This is a genomic window from Rhodococcus daqingensis, assembly GCF_042665615.1.
In the GTDB taxonomy this organism is placed as follows: Bacteria; Actinomycetota; Actinomycetes; order Mycobacteriales; family Mycobacteriaceae; genus Rhodococcus_G; species Rhodococcus_G daqingensis.
Map to the genome: position 1 here is coordinate 34,289 of NZ_JBHTCS010000011.1, position 16,537 is coordinate 50,825.

The following is a 16,537-nucleotide window of genomic DNA, read 5'->3' on the forward strand; positions in this document are numbered from 1 at the left end:
GCGGGGCGGCGCGGAACGGCCACTGTCGACAGGAACCGTCGATGCGGGATGTGAAGACTTGACGCTTTGCCGGCCCGTCCGGATCGGGAGGATGTGCAGATGTTCAAGGATTGAATACGGGAGGTATGGCGATGACAGCGGTATCGATGCACCCGGTGGCGATGGGAATTCCCACCGCGCGTTCGGCCGCGCCGCTCGAGGGCCGTCCCGATGTCGATCATCTGGTCGACATGTTCGGCCGAGTCGCCAGGGATCTTCGCGTCTCGATCACCGAGAAGTGCTCCCTGCGCTGTACATACTGCATGCCCGAAGAAGGCCTCCCTGCGATCCCGCCGCAGAATCTGCTGACCGCCGAGGAGATCATCCGATTGGTCGGGATCGCGGTGGACAGGCTCGGTGTCTGCGAGGTGAGGTTCACCGGTGGCGAGCCGCTGATGCGGGCCGACCTGGAAACGATCATCGCCGGCTGCGCCGAACGAGTTCCGGGCGTTCCGCTCGCCATGACCACCAACGCGGTTGGCCTCGAACACCGCGCGCAGAAACTTGCCGATGCCGGCCTGACGCGCGTCAATGTCTCACTCGACTCGGTCGATCGAGCACATTTCGCCGAACTCACGCGACGAGACCGCCTGCCATCGGTGCTCGCCGGTATCCGCGCCGCCGCCGCGGCGGGTCTCGCCCCGATGAAGATCAATGCCGTGCTGATGCCCGAAACGCTCAGCGGTGCAGTGGATCTGCTGCAATGGTGTATCGACGAGGGGGTTGCGCTCCGCTTCATCGAGGAAATGCCGCTCGATGCCGATCGCGAGTGGTCGGGCGGCAGTATGGTCCCGGCTCGGCAGTTGCTCGACGTACTCGGCCGACGCTTCGGGCTGCGGGAGATCGGTAGAGAGGATCCATCCGCACCCGCCGAGGAATGGCTGATCGATGGCGGCCCGGCCACCGTGGGAATCATTGCGTCCGTGACCCGGTCGTTCTGTGCGGACTGCGATCGTACTCGTCTGACATCTGAAGGGACGGTGCGGTCATGCCTGTTCAGCGACCAGGAGGTCGACCTGCGCGCCGCACTGCGATCCGGTGCCGATGACGAAGAATTGGCGCAGCTGTGGCGGGGCGCCATGTGGAACAAGTGGGCCGGACACGGCATCAACGTGGACGGCTTCACGCCACCACAGCGCAGTATGGGAGCAATCGGTGGCTGAAGTAGCAGGTGTGTCGATGCGGTACTTCGCCGCGGCAGCCGATGCCGCAGGGTGCACGGAGGAAACACTCGACCTCCCACCCACAGCAGATCTCGCGCTGGTGAAGTCGACGCTGATCGCCAGGTACGGGCCCGATATGGCACGGGTTCTCACGGTCGCGGCGTTTCTGGTGGAATCCGAACTCACCCGCGATCTGACCCGCACAGCGGGCGCGCAGGTGGACATTCTGCCGCCGTTCGCCGGCGGCTAGCCGGCCAAGACGGCCAGGTCACGAACTCCAACAGACCAAGGATCGACATGAAGCAGCTGCTCCGAGGCGTACTCATCCTGTGCTCATCGCGAACCCTCGCAGGCCCACGCCAGTGACACGCTCGAAGAAGGAACGACTCGACGCCGTGGCTCCGATGCTCGAGGGCAAGGTTCTCGACACCCGTCGGATGGTCGACGCCCTCCACGCAGTTCTCGATCCGCACGACCGCGTGGCTCTCGAAGGCAACAATCAGAAGCAGGCCGACTTCCTCTCGCGTTCCCTTGCGCTCGTCGACCCCGCCCGCGTTCACGATCTCCACATGGTGATGTCCTGTCTCACCCGGCCGGAGCATCTCGACATCTTTGAAGCGGGCATCGCCACCGAAGCTGACTTTGCGTATGCCGGCGCCCAGTCGCTCCGTGTGGCCCAGGCGATTTCGGATGGCACGCTTCGCGTAGGTGCTATCCACACGTACCTCGAACTCTATGCCCGGATGTTCCTCGACCTGGCACCTCGTGTCGCCTTGGTGGCTGCGGACAAGGCCGACCGTGACGGCAACCTCTATACGGGTGCCAACACCGAGGAGACCCCCACCGTCGTCGAGTCAACGGCGTTTCGCGGGGGAATCGTCATCGCCCAGGTCAACGAACTCGTGGACTCGGGAGAGCTTCCCCGGGTGGACATTCCGGGGTCGTGGGTGGATCTCGTAGTGCGTGCGGACCGGCCCTATCATCTCGAGGCTCTGTTCACCCGTGATCCGCGCAAGATCACCGATGTCCAGGTCCTCATGGCCATGATCGCGATCCGCGGGGTCTACGAACGCCACCAGGTGACCTCACTGAATCACGGAATTGGATTCGACACTGCCGCAATCGAACTTCTGCTGCCCACCTACGCTGAATCGCTGGGGCTGAAGGGCAAGATCTGCCTGGATTGGGTGCTCAATCCCCATCCCACACTGATTCCCGCCATCGAAAGCGGCTGGGTCCGTTCGATCATGCCCTTCGGGGGCGAGCTGGGAATGAACGACTACGTCAACGCCAGGCCCGACATCTTCCCAGTCGGGCCGGATGGCACCATGCGGTCGAACCGGATGGCTGCCCAGGCCGCAGGTTTGTACGCGACCGACATGTTCATCGGATCCACACTCCAGATCGACGCAGAGGGAAACTCGTCCACAGTCACCGACGGACGGATCTCCGGATTCGGTGGTGCACCCAACCTCGGGAGCGATCCGCGCGGCCGAAGGCACTCGTCGCCGGCCTGGCTGAATCTGGCCGAGTGCGAGGGAGCTCGGGGACGCAAATTGATTGTTCAAACGGTGCAGACATATGGAGCCAAGGGTGTCCCGCACTTCGTCGAGTCGCTCGATGCCGTCGAGGTCGGGCGTAAGGCGGGTTTCGCCACCACACCGGTGATGATCTACGGCAACGACATCACGCACCTCGTCACCGAGGAGGGCGTCGCCTACCTGTACAAGGCTCGCGACAGAGAGGAGCGGCGCGCAGCGGTCGCCTGGGCGGCGGGCGCAACTCCACTCGGGCTCTCGCGGGACCGATCGAAGGACGAACAACTGCGTCGAGACGGTGTCGTCGCCTCCCCCGAGGACCTCGGGGTGCGCCGCGTCGACGCCCGGCGCTCGCTTTTGGCCGCTAGGAGCATCGAAGACCTGGTCGAGTGGTCGGGCGGGCTGTACGACCCGCCGTCACAGTTCCGGAGTTGGTGACATGAACGTCGTCGTTGCCGCACCACTGCGTTCCGAAGCCCTGGCTGCCCATGCTGTCGGTGCTCTGCTGGACGAAGTGGAGCTGACGCCCAAGCCCGGTCTGGTGGACCGCCGGGGCGGCGGAACTCACACGGATATGACGTTGACCCTGATGCGTCGCTCGGCGCACGCGCTCTACCGTGGATTCGTCGAGATGGCTCGCACCGCAGCCGAGCATCTCCTGCCCGACCAGAACCTGCGGGTGCAGCTCGCCGCGATCGGGCGAAGGACGGAAGCCGATATGTACGAGGCCACCGGCGGCGTCAACACCCACCGGGGCGCGATCTGGGCGCTCGGACTGCTCACCGCGTCCGCTGCCCTGCTTCCCGAGGGCTCGTCCGCCGAAGACCTCGCTCGCACCGCCGGACTCATTGCGCGCCACCCGGATCCGGGCTGTCCGGCAAAAGCGTTGCTGAGCCACGGTTCCCGAGCCCGGGCACAGTACGGAGTGCCAGGTGCGCGCGGCCAGGCGCAGGCGGGATTCCCGCATCTGATCGATCTGGCGTTGCCAACATTGCGGAGGTCCCGTGCGGCAAGAGTGAGTGAGGTGTGCGCCCGCCTCGACACGCTGGTGGCATTGATGGCAGAACTCGACGACACCTGCGTGCTGCATCGGGGTGGGGTCCACGCGCTCGAGGCCGTACGCGACGGTGCCAGCCGAGTGCTCACGGTTGGCGGAACGGGCACTGCCGCGGGAAGAGCACGACTGTCGCAACTGGACCGGACGATCGCGTCCCTGGGAGTTTCTCCCGGAGGTGCCGCGGACCTTCTCGCGGCCACTTTGCTGCTCGACCGAATCGCGCCGGCAGGTTCGATACGCGCCCAGCATGTTTCACCGGCAATGACCAAGGAAGCATCATGGAGAAACTGACGTATGACTTCGAGGGCGAACGCGCGACGAAGAATCGAGCGCACGTAGGAGCTGTCGCCTCGGGTGATCTGGAGATCCTGGCCGAACCGCGACCGGGCGGTGGGTCAACGGTCCGAATCACCACCAGCGTAGACGGATTCGGCCAGATCTGGAGATCCGTTCTCGAACAGTTCTTCTCGCGGACCAACCTAGCCGTCGACATCGAGATCAACGATTCGGGGGCAACGCCCGGCACCGTTGCGCTCCGCCTGTCCCAACTCGAGGAGCTGTTGACATGAACGTCCACGTGAGTCGGCGAGACCCGATCACCGAGAAAAACGCTCGGGAACGCGCCGCGGCCGTCCTCGACCCGGGTACGTTTCGCGAACTGATCGATCCGTTTCACCGCCTCGTCTCACCCCACCTCGAACCCCAGGGCATCGCCCCGCAGTCCGACGATGGCGTCGTCGTCGCTCGCGGCACCATCGACGACGTGAGCGCCGTCGTCGTGGCACTCGACGGCCGCTTCCAAGGCGGCGGGATCGGCGAGGTCGGCGGTGCGAAGATCGCCGGTGCCCTCGAGTTGGCCCTGCGCGATGCGACAGCGGGCAAAGGCATCAGGCCGGTACTGATCTTGGAGACCGGCGGGATACGTCTTCAAGAGGCGAATCTCGGCCTGCTCGCCATCGCCGAGATCCACGCCGCGATCGCCGCCCTACGCCGCCGCGTTCCGGTCGTCGGCGTGGTTCCCGGAATGGTCGGTTGCTTCGGCGGAATGGGGATCGCTGCCGGCCTCTGCAGCGATCTGATCATGACACCGCAAGGACGGCTGGGACTGAACGGGCCCGAGGTGATCGAGCAGGAAGCCGGTGTGACCGAGCTGGACGCACGAGACCGGGCACATATCTGGCGAACAATCGGAGGCAAAACGCGAACCGCGGTGGGGCTCGCGGACGTCCTCGTTCCCGACGACGTCGGTGAGATCCGGGACGCTGTTCGGCGCGTCTTTCAGCGCGGAGTTCGCCCGGACCCACAGTGCCGCAGCGCCGAGGCCGACATCGCCCTGTCACTTCTGGCCGCCGTCGATCCGAACCAACCCATCGACGAAGTCGGGGTGCAGAACCTGTTCGCGGCGCCGGAGAATGGAAACTGATGAGCACATCGACACTGTCCGGTCGCGGAACGGCGTGGTTTCACAGCCTCACCGACACGTCTCCGGGGGAGGGCGCGTTCAGCTCTCCACACGGCGCCATTCCTTCGGTGCTGTGCGCAGGAGCACGGCTCGGTGAGCGTCCCGCGTTCTTCCTGAGCGTGGTGCCGGACCCGGGCAACCGCTGGCCCCGCGCACGGCAGGGCGAAGTCGGCCTGGGCGAGGGCTGGGCTCTTGCCGAGTCGGTGCGCCGCGTCCTCGATCGCGATCGCGGCGCGGAGACCAAGACCATCATCGTCGCGATCGTCGACGTGCCGTCCCAGGCGTACGGGTATCGAGAGGAGCTGCTCGGTATTCACCAGGCGCTGGCGGCCGCTGTCGACGCCTACTCGGCGGCGCGGCTCGCCGGGCACCCCGTGATCGCATTGCTCGTCGGATCAGGGATTTCGGGGGGATTCCTGGCCCACGGTTTGCAGGCGAACCGCATCCTCGCGCTCGACGATGATGGTGTCACCGTGCAGGCGATGTCCAAGAAGTCGGCGGCCCGGGTGACACGCCGATCGGTCGAGGAGCTCGACGAGATCGCGCGCGTTGTTCCCGCTACCGCCTACGACGGAGCCACGTTCGCCACACTCGGGGCCGTGCACAGGCTTCTCGCCGTGGGCGATGCCGACAATCCCACCCCCGCGGACGTGGCTTCGATCCGCGCCGCGCTCCTCGACGCCGTCGAGGACGTAATCGCCGGCCCGAGCGATTTGTCACCGCGGTTGGCCACGCCCGGGGCACATCGCGAACGTGCTGCCTCCCGGGAGGTCCGTCGACTGCTCGCGGCCGAATGGGATCGGCAGGCAGAGCCGTCCTGATGTTCTCCTCGCCACCACCAGGGGTTCACGACCTCATCCGACTCGATTCGGCGGTCTCGGGCAGCCGCCTCGAGGGACACGGTGAACGCCAGGCGATGCCCGGCTGGGCGTGTGAACGTCTGCGTGCGGTGCCATGGGTCGTGGTCCGCCGGGCCGGTGTGTCCGAAGAGGGTTCGGTGAACCCGAAGTTGGCAGTCGGCGTCCGAGGACCGGAGCGGTGGCAGCGCCTCGCTCTCGACATACCGTTGAGCGGGGTGGCCGCCGTGATTCGCCCCGAGGACCTGCTCTCACGCATCGGCGGCATAGCTCGTACGCGTGTCGAATCGGTTCCTGCTCTCGCGGCGCTGCCGGCTGTCGCCAGCATCATGACGCGGACGGGATTTGCCTGGGGGCCGGGTGGCAGCGTGGGATTCGAGCTGGCCACTGACACGGTAACCGCAAGGCGCGACAGCGATCTCGACATCGTCGTGCGGGCGCCGCGTCCACTCGAACGCGCACAGGCGGCGGAACTGCACTCAGCGCTGTCTGCTCTTCCCGTGCGTGTCGATACGCAACTCGAAACAATTCTCGGTGCGGTTGTGCTCGAGGAGTTCGCTTGCGGGCCGTCAGCCATGCTGTTGCGTACTCCGGCCGGGCCACGATTGGTATCGGATCCGTGGGACGCGGGGGAGCTGGGCCGGTGACGTCGACCGCATTGCTGTTTCCCGGGCAGGGAGCTCAACGGCCGGGCATGCTGCAGCATCTGCCCGATTCCGCGGAATCGGAAGATACCCTCGCGGAGGCAGCGGATGTTCTGCATCGGCCAGTTGGCCCCGCCGACGTCGGAGCAGAGCCGTTGGACGGTGTGCGCGCCATGACCCGGGACACCGTAGCCATCCAGCGCGCGCTCCTGATTGCGGGAACGGCGGTTGCGCGAACCCTCGTCGGGCGGGGATACGAACCCGACTATGTGGCAGGACATTCAGCCGGAGCGTATGCGGCGGCAGTAGTGGCGGGAGTGCTCGAGTTCTCGGACGCACTTCGTCTCATCAGCGTGCGGGCCCGTCTGATGTCCGAGATGTTTCCTCCGGTGTCAGGCTTCGGCATGCTTGCTGTGGTTGGCGCGTCTGAGCGTCTGGTCACGGAGTTGACCGAGCAGATTCGTCTCGAGGGATTGGCCGTGTACCCGTCAACGGTCAACGCGCCGGACCAGATCACGGTCTCGGGCTCTACCGCTGGACTGGACCGGTCAACAGAGCTTGCTGTCGAGCACGGCGCACGGCGCACGACCCGCCTGGAGGTTCCCGTTCCGGCCCACAGCCCGCTGCTCGCGTCGGTCGGAGTTGCCTTGGCGCACGAACTGGACGCACTCGACGAATCGGGTCGCCTGCACCGTCCGAAGTGCCCGTGGATGGGCAACATCGGTGGCCGTGCGCTCCGCGATCCGCGGCAGATCGCGGACGACCTCGCCCGCGGGGTCGCCCTCCCCGTTCGCTGGCACGATGCGACGACTGCCCTTTACGAACGAGGCGTTCGTCTGTTCCTGGAGGTGTCGCCAGGCAGCGCTCTGACGCGACTGGCGGCAGCTGCCTTCCCCGACGCACGTGCGCAGTCGTTTGACGAGAACGGTCTGGCGTCAGTGATGGCGCTTGTGCATAGGCTGTGAGATGCCCACTCCACCGCCGCACGCTGTCATCGGAGTTCTGCTTGCCGCGGGCGCCGGCCGCCGTTACGGCATGCCAAAGGTCCTGGCGCATGAAGGGGACTGGCTGCGGCTGGCGGTCCGGGCGCTTCTCGAGGGAGGCTGCTTTCGGGTCATCGTGGTGCTGGGCGCAGCGGATACACCGGTCCCGCAGGCCGCCGAAGCCATCTATGCGCCCGACTGGCGGGAGGGGGCAAGCGCGTCGCTGCGAGCAGGTCTCGCGGCCGCCTCGCGCGACCCGCGGGCGGAGTTTGCGGCCATCCACCTGGTCGATACGCCGGATGTGCACGGAGATGTGGTCTCCCGGGTCGTTGCCGCTGCGCTCGCAGGAGAGAGCGGGATCGCGCGGGCGTACTTCGATGACCGTCCCGGCCATCCCGTCGTACTGGCTCGGGATCACTGGGCAGCAGTGTCGGACATGGCAACCGGGGATGAGGGCGCCCGTCCCTACCTTCGGAAACACGCCGGCCGCGTGCAACGAGTCGACTGCAGCGACCTGGCAACCGGGGCGGATCAAGATACCCGCTAGCTCCTGACTCTCTCAACCACTCGAGCCCCCGGCGAGGGGTCTGTTCCGCCGGGGGCTCGAGGGTTCACTGTGCAGCTGCGAGGTTCAGGCTATCGGGGTAGCGATCTCCCGGCTGGTGGTCGTCGGCGTGGCGAAGACCCGGTGCAGGCCCATCGTCAGGCCAATGGCGACCACGATGCCGATCAGTGGGGGGATCCCCACTTCGAACTCGCCGGAGAGCCATGCGAGGAAGGCTGCGATGGCGTAGACAGCGAGGTGGCGCCAGTGCACCGGCCGCGGGGCGTGATCTTCGGGAATGCCTCGCCGCCACCGGCACAGGAAGTCCCCGATGATCACGCCGCCCAGCGGTGGGATGAAGGTGCCGAGCAGGCTCAGGTAGTCGACGAGATGGTTGTGCACGCCGGTGAGCGCGAGCACAGTGCCGATCACACACCCGCCGATGACGAACGGCGTCTTGCGCGGCTTTCTGAACAACTCGGCGCCTGCCACCCCGAAGGCGTATGCGGTGTCGGCGTTGCTCTTCCAGAGGTTGCCGAACAGCAGCACCAGGCCCCAACCGACAAGTCCGAGGTTGTAGAGGATCAGCACGAAGTCGCCCTCGTGGAAGGTGATCGCCCCGATGGCGCCGAACAGGATCATCAGCCCGTTTCCGACGAGGAACCCGATCATGCAGGCCCACACCGCTTGCGATCCGGTACGGGCGAAGCGGGTCCAGTTGGGCGCTTGCGTCCCTGCCGAGACGAACGTGCCGACCACCGTCGTGATCGCGAGCGCGATCGTCATGGTCGTCTCGGGCTGGACCGAGACCAGACCGGAGAATCCGCCGACCTCATCGAGGGACCGGAACACAACCCAGCAGGCCAGAGCGAGAATCAAGGGTGTCGAGACCAGAGACACCCAATACATCCCGCGGTATCCGTAGCACGCGGTGATGCACATCAAGATGCTCGCCGCGATCATCACCGACGCGCGAGCGGCGTACGACTCCCAGCCCAGGGCCTGCGCGGTGAGGTCGCCGATCGTGCCGATGATGACTCCGTACCAGCCGATCTGGGTGCCGCCGAGCAGTACCGAGGCGAGCTTGGACCCGCGAGTGCCGAAGCTGTAGCGCGCCATGACTACGGTCGTCAGCCCCGTACGTGCCCCGACGTACCCCATCATGGCGACGTACGCTCCCAAGATGGCTGATCCGGCGGCGATCACCATCATCAGATTCCAGAACGAGAACGCGGTGCCGAGCGCGGCGCCGGCCAACATCGTCGGGGTGAAGATGGTGAAACCCAGCAGCACCACTGCGAGCGAGAAGAAGGGCTTGCGTGCGCTGAGCGGAACAGGCGTGACGGGATAGTCCGGGTCAATGGGGCGACCCGGGTCCGCCGGGTCGGTTCCGACCATCATGGGTTCGACAGTGCTGCTCACGCGACTTCACCGATGTCTTCGAGCCACAGGCTCGGGCGCTCGGCCAGCATTCGTTCCATCAGTGCCACGCACTCGGCGTTGTCGACGACGTCGACCTGAACTCCGTGGCTGCGCAACCACTCTTCCGATGACTCGAACGAGCGGTTCTCACCGACCACGATTCGCGGGATCTCGTACAGTCGAGCGGTTCCCGCGCACATGAAGCACGGCGACAAGGTCGTGTAGAGGACGGACTCGCGGTAGACCGAGGCCGGGAGCCGTCCCGCTTGCTCGATACAGTCGGTCTCTCCGTGACGGATGGCGCTGTTCATCTGGACCCGCCGATTGCGCCCGACGGCAAGGACCTCGCCCCGGTGGATCAGCGCCGCGCCGATCGGCACGCCGCCCTCCTCCCAGCCGATCTTCGCCTGTTCGATCGCGAGTCCGAGAAAATACTCATCGGTGTGGACCGGGTGGTTCATCTGCACTCCTGGATTCTGACGAAAACGTTCAATGTGGCTTGTGTCACAATCCGACCACGGCCGGAATCGGCCGACAAGGGACAACCTGTCAGTTCGGCAGAAGTAGCTCTATGACGGATTGCCCCCTCGACGGACGATGTAGGAATGCTGCCCACGCTGCGCGAAGTCCTTGCGATGCCGTCGTTCAAGGCAGCCGCCGTCGAGGTACTGACGGGCGACCCCGATGCCGCGGTCGTCCGCTGGGTCCATTCGTCCGAGGTGTACGAGATGGGCGGGCTGCTTGCTGGGGGAGAGGTCCTTCTGACGACTGGTCTAGGCCTCCACGGGCGATCTGCCGAGCAGCTCACCGCCTACGTCGACCAGGTGGCGGACGCGGGATGCGTCGCGCTGGCAATGGAAGTCGGTCGCTCGTTCCTCACGGCCCCTCCCGAGCTCGTCGAGGCTTCGCAACGCCGGGGCCTGGCGTTCCTGGCCTTGCATGCGGTAGTCCCGTTCGAGCGGATGGTCGAGGACTTCCACGACCTGATGCTCCGCCGCACGGTCGGTTTGCCGCGGGCAGGCGAGCCTGTCTGGCAGGAACTCTTGGGTCTCGTCGTGGCGGGGCAGGGGATGACCACGCTGCTCAACAAGGTCGCGCGGCTCGCAGGCTGCGGGGTTGATCTCCTCGACGCCGAAGGCCGAGTCGTCGAGCGCAGCACGGCCACCGCGGAACGGTCCGAGACCGAGCGGACAATCCTCGATGTCCGCGGACCGACCGGTTCGCTCGGTCGACTCGTCCTCAGTGGACGGGCAACCGCACGGCGTTCAGCCGTCGCCAATTGTGCGGCCGTCGCGGTGGCCCTGGAGCTCGGCCGCCACGCAGACCTCGGTCCACGTCAGTCGCTCGCCCAGTCGGTCATCACCGATCTGGTGGGCGGAGTGCTCACATCGCACGGCGACTTGTCCGAGCGCCTGACTGCTGCCGGCTGGACGCCCCTGGAGGGCCAGCATGTACTCGTCGCTGCCGTCGACGTCGATCAGCGAACGCCGGTTCGTGAGCTCGCGGACCCGGTACGGAAGGCTGTTCATGCGGTGCTCGGGCCCTGCCTGGTCGGGGTGACCGCCAACCATGTCGTCGTGCTCGCGCAGGGGTGGTTGGCCGCGTCCCCGGCGCGGGTTCGGGCCACCTTCACCGAAGCCAACAAGCTGCTGCGCCAGGGGCCCGGCGGCACAGCGGTTCGCACGCTCGGAGTGGCGGCACCGGTCGAAGAGCTGTCCGGCATCTCGACGGCAGTCGGTCAGGCCCGCGAGGTCGTCCAGATCGCACGGCGTTTCGGCACCCGGACCGGGGTGATCCTCGCGAGGGACGTCGGGGTCCAACGGCTGCTCGCGGCGGGCACGGCGCCGTCCGCGCTCTCCGCGTTCATCGCCGAGCAGCTCGGTGCCGTGATCACTTATGACACACAGCATTCCGCCGATCTTGTCCGGACTCTCGATGCGTATCTCGCGAATCGGGGCAGTAAGGCCCGGACCGCGGAGTTTCTGGGGATTCGGCGTCAGTCCCTCTATGCGCGGCTGACGCGTCTCGAGAAGCTGTTGGGGGTTTCCCTCGATGATCCGGCCCAGCTGGTGGGTCTCGGGCTGGCCCTGACAGCTTGGCGCATGCGGACCGGCCTAGATCCGCAGGCCGCGTTCGAGCGTCCCCCGCACGACCGTGGGTGATCGACTACAGGCCCTTCATCTCCACGACCCGCAGTGCAAGGGCCACGTCCAAGCGCAGAATCGGGTCCGTTGTGAAGGGGCCGACGATGCCCTCCAACTTGCCAATTCGGTAGCGCAGCGTGTTGTAGTGGAAGTGCAGGACGCGTGCTGTTTCGGCGACGTTGCAGTTGGTGTCCAGCAGTGCTTGCAGTGTCTGGCGCAGATCGAGCGCCTCGTCGTCGTCGCCCGCGAGTGAACCGAGGACCTCACTGGCGAATGCGTGGAGCTCGGCACTGTCGCTGACCAGGGAGAGCAGTCTGTGCACGCCCAAACTGTCAAAATGCGCGATCGCACCATTCCCGCGCAGGCGGCGCCCGACCACGACTGCTTTTCGTGCTTCGTCGTATGCCTGTGGAATGTCGGCCACGGAGTCGATGACGCGGCTCACGCCGGTGCAGAATGAATGCCTGCCGCCTCCACGGTCGCCGGTGACGGCCGCGATCAGATCCTCCACGACATCCTTGGCTTCCCGGTGGCCCACCGGCATCAACGTCACCACTTCATGGCTGAAGCCGACCACCGGGGCGAACCGATCCCGGCGACGCACTACCTGTTGCCAGCCAGTGGTAAGCCGTTCTTGCGGCATTCGTCCGACCACCGGTGGGTTGACCGTGTACCCGGCGCCCAGTTCGGCGCCCGGTTCGGCGTCCGAGTCAAGCTGCGCGACGATGACGACCATGCTGCGGTTCACGTCCCAATCGAGCTGCGCGCAGTACTCGACGATCTGGTCGGGCGGCCCAGCAGTGCCGTTGAGCACGTCGCGGAGAAAGTCGCCGCGAAACTTGGATTCGACCGCCGACACCGCGAGCTGCTTTGTGACCGCCAACGCGACGACCGTCGCAGCGCGCTCCAGCGCTTGCATGGTCACGGGTCCGAGTCCGCCGCCACTCGCGAAGGCGACGATCAGGCCGTGGTCGGTACCGCCGGCGATAACCGGCGCGACGGCGATCTGACCCGGCTGCTTGCCCGGCGCCGGCTGCAGGCCGTGGTGCAGGCGCTCAGTACGCAGCCGGCCGGACGGGTCGAACAGCTCCAGCGCGTCCAGTGCCTGCAGGTCGGCCGTGCCACCCGCGGACGCCTGCACTCGTCCGTCGGGCAGGCATATGAGGACCGCAGCCTCGAACAGCGCCGCGACCTCGTCCACTATCTGCGGCAGGTCGCCGCCCTCGAGGACGATCGTGGTCAAGGCACGGTGCATGCGGTCGGCGACGTCCAGGGCCCACGCCTGACGATCGATGAGGTGCATGAACACCTCGGACATCACCTCGTCGAACCCGATCTCCTGCGGGATGAGGAACAGCGGAAAGTCGAGGCGATCGGATGCGTCCAGCATCGCTGCGGGAAGGTCGTCGAGGTACCGTCCCTCCTTCACGCCGAGCGCGGCCGCTCCGCGGTGGGCGAGGCCTTCGATGAGCTCGACCAGCGCGGGGGCGTCGAACGGCTGACCCGATTCTGCATCTCGCAACGGGAACCCGGTGGTGACCAACAGTTCGTTCGGCTTCACCCACGGCAGTATGTCCGGGACCTCGATCACGTTCACTCGGCGGACGATCTGCTCTAGGCCGCCTGCCCCCGCGATCAGCTTCGAGCCAGCCAAGCTGGGCAAGGTCAGCAGTTCCCGAACCGTCAATACGTAGCCGGCCGGTGCCGGCAGATCACGTGCCTGTGGACGCTCTCCGTTGGCAACATCGTCCATCGTTCAACCGTACGCCGGCGACGAACAGCTACACGTAGCCGTAGCTCCGAGGCCTCGCGCGCGAGCGTGCACCCGCAGCGGTCGAGTCACGTTCAGCTTGTGCGGAGCGCGGGTGGACGTACGCGTTCCACCCACTTTGTTGTTTGCTCGTAGGCGTAGGCCAGCTGGAGAACCGCTCGGTCAGCGCCGTGTCGGCCGATGATCTGGATTCCCATCGGTAGCCCGCGATCGTCGAATCCGACGGGCATTCCGGCGACGGGGACGCCGGTCATCGTCCACGGGACGACGGTCTCCATCCACCGGTGGTAGGTATCCATGGGCCGGCCGGCGATGGTCGTGGGCCAGTGGGTCGCCTTGTCGAACGGAAATACCTGGGCACTCGGCGCGAGGATGTAGTCATATGTTTCGAACATCTTCGTGAGAGCTGCCTGCCAGCTGTTGCGGGCCTCCGCGGCCTTCGTGACGTCGACCGCGGTCAGCGCGATTCCGTGCTCGAGCTCCCACAACATCTCGGGCTTCATCAGCTCGCGAGTCTGCGGGTCGTTGTACTGATCGATCAATCCGAGTTGGGCCCACCATCGCCACTTCAGGAACAGCTGCCAGATGTCCTCGGGTTTGTAGTCGGGCAGGGCCGCCTCGACGTGGCACCCGATCTGTCGGAAGGCGTCGAACGAAGATTCACACAGCTCCAGGACTCCGGGCTCGGTCGCCAGGTAGCCGTCCCAGTCACCGACCCATGCGATCCGAGTGCCGCGGAAGTCGCGGTCGAGACTCCGGGTGAAGACCTCGGGATCCTCGTCGATCCCCAGCGGTGCATTGGCGTGGGGTCCCGCCATCGTGGACAGCAGGTGGGCCACATCCGTGACGGATCGTCCCATCGGTCCGACGACGGCGCCCTGAGCGATGAATCCTGCCTCGGGCACACGGCCCCAGGAGGGTCGAAACCCGACCACGTTGTTGAAGGCCGATGGATTGCGCAGAGAGCCCATGTAGTCACTGCCATCGGCCACCGGGAGCATCCGAAGCGCCAGGGCGGCAGCGGCGCCGCCGCTGCTACCACCGGCGGTGCGTGACGTGTCGTACGGCGACACGGTCGTGCCCCAGACAGGGTTGTAGGTCTGGGATCCGAGCCCGAACTCGGGGGTGTTGGTCTTGCCGATGACAATGGCGCCCGCGGACTTGATCCGCTTGACGAACAACTCGTCCTCGTCGGCGATCCGATCCGCAAAAATGGGCGATCCGGAGGTGAACGGCAGTCCCTTGACCGCCGACAGGTCCTTGACGGCATGCGGAAACCCGTGCATCCAGCCGAGGTATTGCCCGCTCGCCAGCTGGCGGTCACGCACGCGCGCCTCGGCCAGCAACTCGTCCCGATCACGCAGGGCCACGATTGCGTTGACACTGGGATTGTGCAGTTCGATGTGGTCGAGATAGCTGTACATGGTTTCGACGCACGAAACCTCACGACGCCTGATCAGGCTGCTGAGCTCGAGCGCGTCACACATGACGAGGTCGCGGGAATCGGACGGGCTCTCGCCGCCAGCATCGGAACTGCCCTCGTTGATGGGGTCGACGACCTGTACCATGCTGATCCTTCCACGGTTTGACCACGAATTCTGGAGCGTGTGGCGCACATTCGGCGCCGTGAGGCGGGATTTCGGAGCACACCTGCCCCGCGGGCCCCCACCCGTGTGGGTGGGGGCCGACGCCGCGCCGGGGCCGGGTTAGCGGTACCGGCGCGACGCTATCGACGTCTTGAGCGCGAACTACCGGCCGAGGTCGACGATGGCGGCAACAGGGCCGCCGCCCTCCGGGCCCTGATGCGCAGCCGACACCGACACGAACACCGCCGGGTCGCCTGTCACCGACGACGCGACACCGCCCACGCAGGACTTGATCTGGCGGTGCCAGTGCACGTCGGAGTCGTCGAGCATCGCATTGCGGCGGCCACGGACCGTCCCGTCCTGACTCGCCTCACACTTGAGGAAGACGTTCACGAGCTGGCCGTCCAGGTCGCTCGTGTGCGGCCGCTCGGGGAGCTCGAGTCCGGCGTCCCGGATCGCCGCCCAGATCCCGTCCTGGTCGAGAGGATCCTTCATCACGCTGTGCCCGATGCGGTAGCGGCCGCCGATTCCACGCGCGTTGCCGACCACGACCACCTGAGCCCTGTCCAACTCGACACCCGACGAGCAGGACGCGACAGACGAGTAGAGGTCTCTGCTGTGCATGACATCGGCGTCGGTCGGCATTTCGATCTCGCCGAGCGCGACCGCAATCCCAAGTGCCGTAACACCGTTGGACAAGTCCATCGACTCGTGGGTTTGCTCGGTCCACACCGTCTTGCCGCGGCTCTTGGCGTCACGGATGGTGTGAATGGTCAGCAACGGCGTCTTCGTCTGGACATAGTGCACGTCGGCAGGGTCGGTGATGCCGGCGTTGGCCATCGCTGCCTTCACCGCCGCTGCCACCTTGGTGATCATCGGCGTGCGGCCGATGTCCTCGGGCTGCAGCTGCTCACTCATGGCGACACCGACGGTCAGTCGCGGGTCGTCGGTCTTCGCCGCCTTCTCGGCCGGCACAGTGGCGAAGATCGTCGCGTGCGGGCTGATCACGCCGTCGGTACCGCCGGACCAGACGATGGGCACCTGCCCGACCTCGTCGGAGCTGCGGGTGCCCTTGGCAGAGAGGACCTCGCGAAAGGCCCGGTCTGCGATGATCCGCGTGTAGTCGTTGACGCCGCCGTTGCCCTCGGTCTTGCCGATGACAGCAATGACGCGGTCGGCTTCGAACACGCCGTCGTCGATGAGCTTGGCGAGCTCACTGGCGTCGGAAACGCTGTGCAGCGGGACCTTACGGACCTCGATTGCTTCGGGCATTGACATCTCCTTTGGGTAGGGATTGCTGGAAGGCAAAATCAGACGGCGATGATCG

The 16,537-nt window shown here is 66.1% G+C and carries 16 protein-coding genes; 11 read left to right on the forward strand and 5 right to left on the reverse strand.

Going from position 1 to position 16,537, the window contains the following annotated elements; all coding sequences use genetic code 11:
- The first annotated feature begins 146 nt into the window (after positions 1-146).
- From moaA to ACFQS9_RS09215, 10 genes are all read left to right on the forward strand, one after another.
- Complete coding sequence (gene moaA / locus ACFQS9_RS09170; RefSeq protein WP_378404146.1) at positions 147-1,202, forward strand: GTP 3',8-cyclase MoaA; 1,056 nt, start codon at positions 147-149, stop codon at positions 1,200-1,202.
- Between the two features lie 16 nt (positions 1,203-1,218).
- Complete coding sequence (locus tag ACFQS9_RS09175) at positions 1,219-1,452, forward strand: MoaD/ThiS family protein (RefSeq protein WP_378404148.1); 234 nt, start codon at positions 1,219-1,221, stop codon at positions 1,450-1,452.
- Between the two features lie 112 nt (positions 1,453-1,564).
- Positions 1,565-3,178: a malonate decarboxylase subunit alpha gene (mdcA, locus tag ACFQS9_RS09180; RefSeq protein WP_378403754.1), complete on the forward strand. Its 1,614-nt coding sequence runs from the start codon at positions 1,565-1,567 to the stop codon at positions 3,176-3,178.
- Position 3,179: 1 nt separating this feature from the next.
- Positions 3,180-4,088, forward strand: a complete 909-nt coding sequence (locus tag ACFQS9_RS09185) for a triphosphoribosyl-dephospho-CoA synthase (protein WP_378403756.1) — start codon at positions 3,180-3,182, stop codon at positions 4,086-4,088.
- Positions 4,076-4,366, forward strand: a complete 291-nt coding sequence (mdcC, locus tag ACFQS9_RS09190; RefSeq protein ID WP_378403758.1) for a malonate decarboxylase acyl carrier protein — start codon at positions 4,076-4,078, stop codon at positions 4,364-4,366. Before ACFQS9_RS09185 ends, mdcC begins: the two co-directional genes overlap by 13 nt.
- On the forward strand, positions 4,363-5,220 hold the full coding sequence (locus ACFQS9_RS09195) for a biotin-independent malonate decarboxylase subunit beta (protein WP_378403760.1): 858 nt from the start codon (positions 4,363-4,365) through the stop codon (positions 5,218-5,220). Before mdcC ends, ACFQS9_RS09195 begins: the two co-directional genes overlap by 4 nt.
- Positions 5,220-6,080 (forward strand): biotin-independent malonate decarboxylase subunit gamma, encoded by an 861-nt coding sequence (gene mdcE, locus ACFQS9_RS09200; RefSeq protein WP_378403762.1) that lies wholly within the window; start codon positions 5,220-5,222, stop codon positions 6,078-6,080. The genes ACFQS9_RS09195 and mdcE overlap by 1 nt, the downstream gene beginning before the upstream one ends.
- Positions 6,080-6,763 (forward strand): malonate decarboxylase holo-ACP synthase, encoded by a 684-nt coding sequence (locus tag ACFQS9_RS09205; RefSeq protein WP_378403764.1) that lies wholly within the window; start codon positions 6,080-6,082, stop codon positions 6,761-6,763. Before mdcE ends, ACFQS9_RS09205 begins: the two co-directional genes overlap by 1 nt.
- Positions 6,760-7,725, forward strand: coding sequence for an ACP S-malonyltransferase (locus ACFQS9_RS09210; RefSeq protein ID WP_378403766.1), 966 nt, complete (start codon positions 6,760-6,762; stop codon positions 7,723-7,725). The genes ACFQS9_RS09205 and ACFQS9_RS09210 overlap by 4 nt, the downstream gene beginning before the upstream one ends.
- 1 nt (position 7,726) lies before the next feature.
- Entirely contained in the window at positions 7,727-8,290 is a 564-nt protein-coding gene (locus ACFQS9_RS09215) for a nucleotidyltransferase family protein (protein WP_378403768.1), read from the forward strand.
- 84 nt (positions 8,291-8,374) lie between these two features.
- On the opposite strand, the gene codB is transcribed toward ACFQS9_RS09215, so the two are convergent.
- Positions 8,375-9,709 (reverse strand): cytosine permease, encoded by a 1,335-nt coding sequence (gene codB / locus ACFQS9_RS09220; RefSeq protein ID WP_378403770.1) that lies wholly within the window; start codon positions 9,707-9,709, stop codon positions 8,375-8,377.
- Complete coding sequence (locus ACFQS9_RS09225; RefSeq protein ID WP_378403772.1) at positions 9,706-10,170, reverse strand: nucleoside deaminase; 465 nt, start codon at positions 10,168-10,170, stop codon at positions 9,706-9,708. Before ACFQS9_RS09225 ends, codB begins: the two co-directional genes overlap by 4 nt.
- A gap of 144 nt (positions 10,171-10,314) precedes the next feature.
- On the opposite strand from ACFQS9_RS09225, the gene ACFQS9_RS09230 reads away from it, so the two are divergent.
- A complete protein-coding gene (locus tag ACFQS9_RS09230; RefSeq protein ID WP_378403774.1) occupies positions 10,315-11,871 on the forward strand; it encodes a PucR family transcriptional regulator in 1,557 nt (518 codons plus the stop codon).
- Positions 11,872-11,875: 4 nt separating this feature from the next.
- On the opposite strand, the gene ACFQS9_RS09235 is transcribed toward ACFQS9_RS09230, so the two are convergent.
- From ACFQS9_RS09235 to bar, 3 genes are all read right to left on the reverse strand, one after another.
- On the reverse strand, positions 11,876-13,606 hold the full coding sequence (locus ACFQS9_RS09235; RefSeq protein WP_378403776.1) for a PucR family transcriptional regulator: 1,731 nt from the start codon (positions 13,604-13,606) through the stop codon (positions 11,876-11,878).
- Positions 13,607-13,698: 92 nt separating this feature from the next.
- Positions 13,699-15,192 (reverse strand): amidase, encoded by a 1,494-nt coding sequence (locus ACFQS9_RS09240; protein ID WP_378403778.1) that lies wholly within the window; start codon positions 15,190-15,192, stop codon positions 13,699-13,701.
- Between the two features lie 180 nt (positions 15,193-15,372).
- The gene (gene bar / locus ACFQS9_RS09245; RefSeq protein WP_378403780.1) at positions 15,373-16,482 is read right to left on the reverse strand and encodes a barbiturase; all 1,110 of its coding nucleotides are present in this window, start codon (positions 16,480-16,482) and stop codon (positions 15,373-15,375) included.
- Positions 16,483-16,537 lie beyond the last annotated feature (55 nt).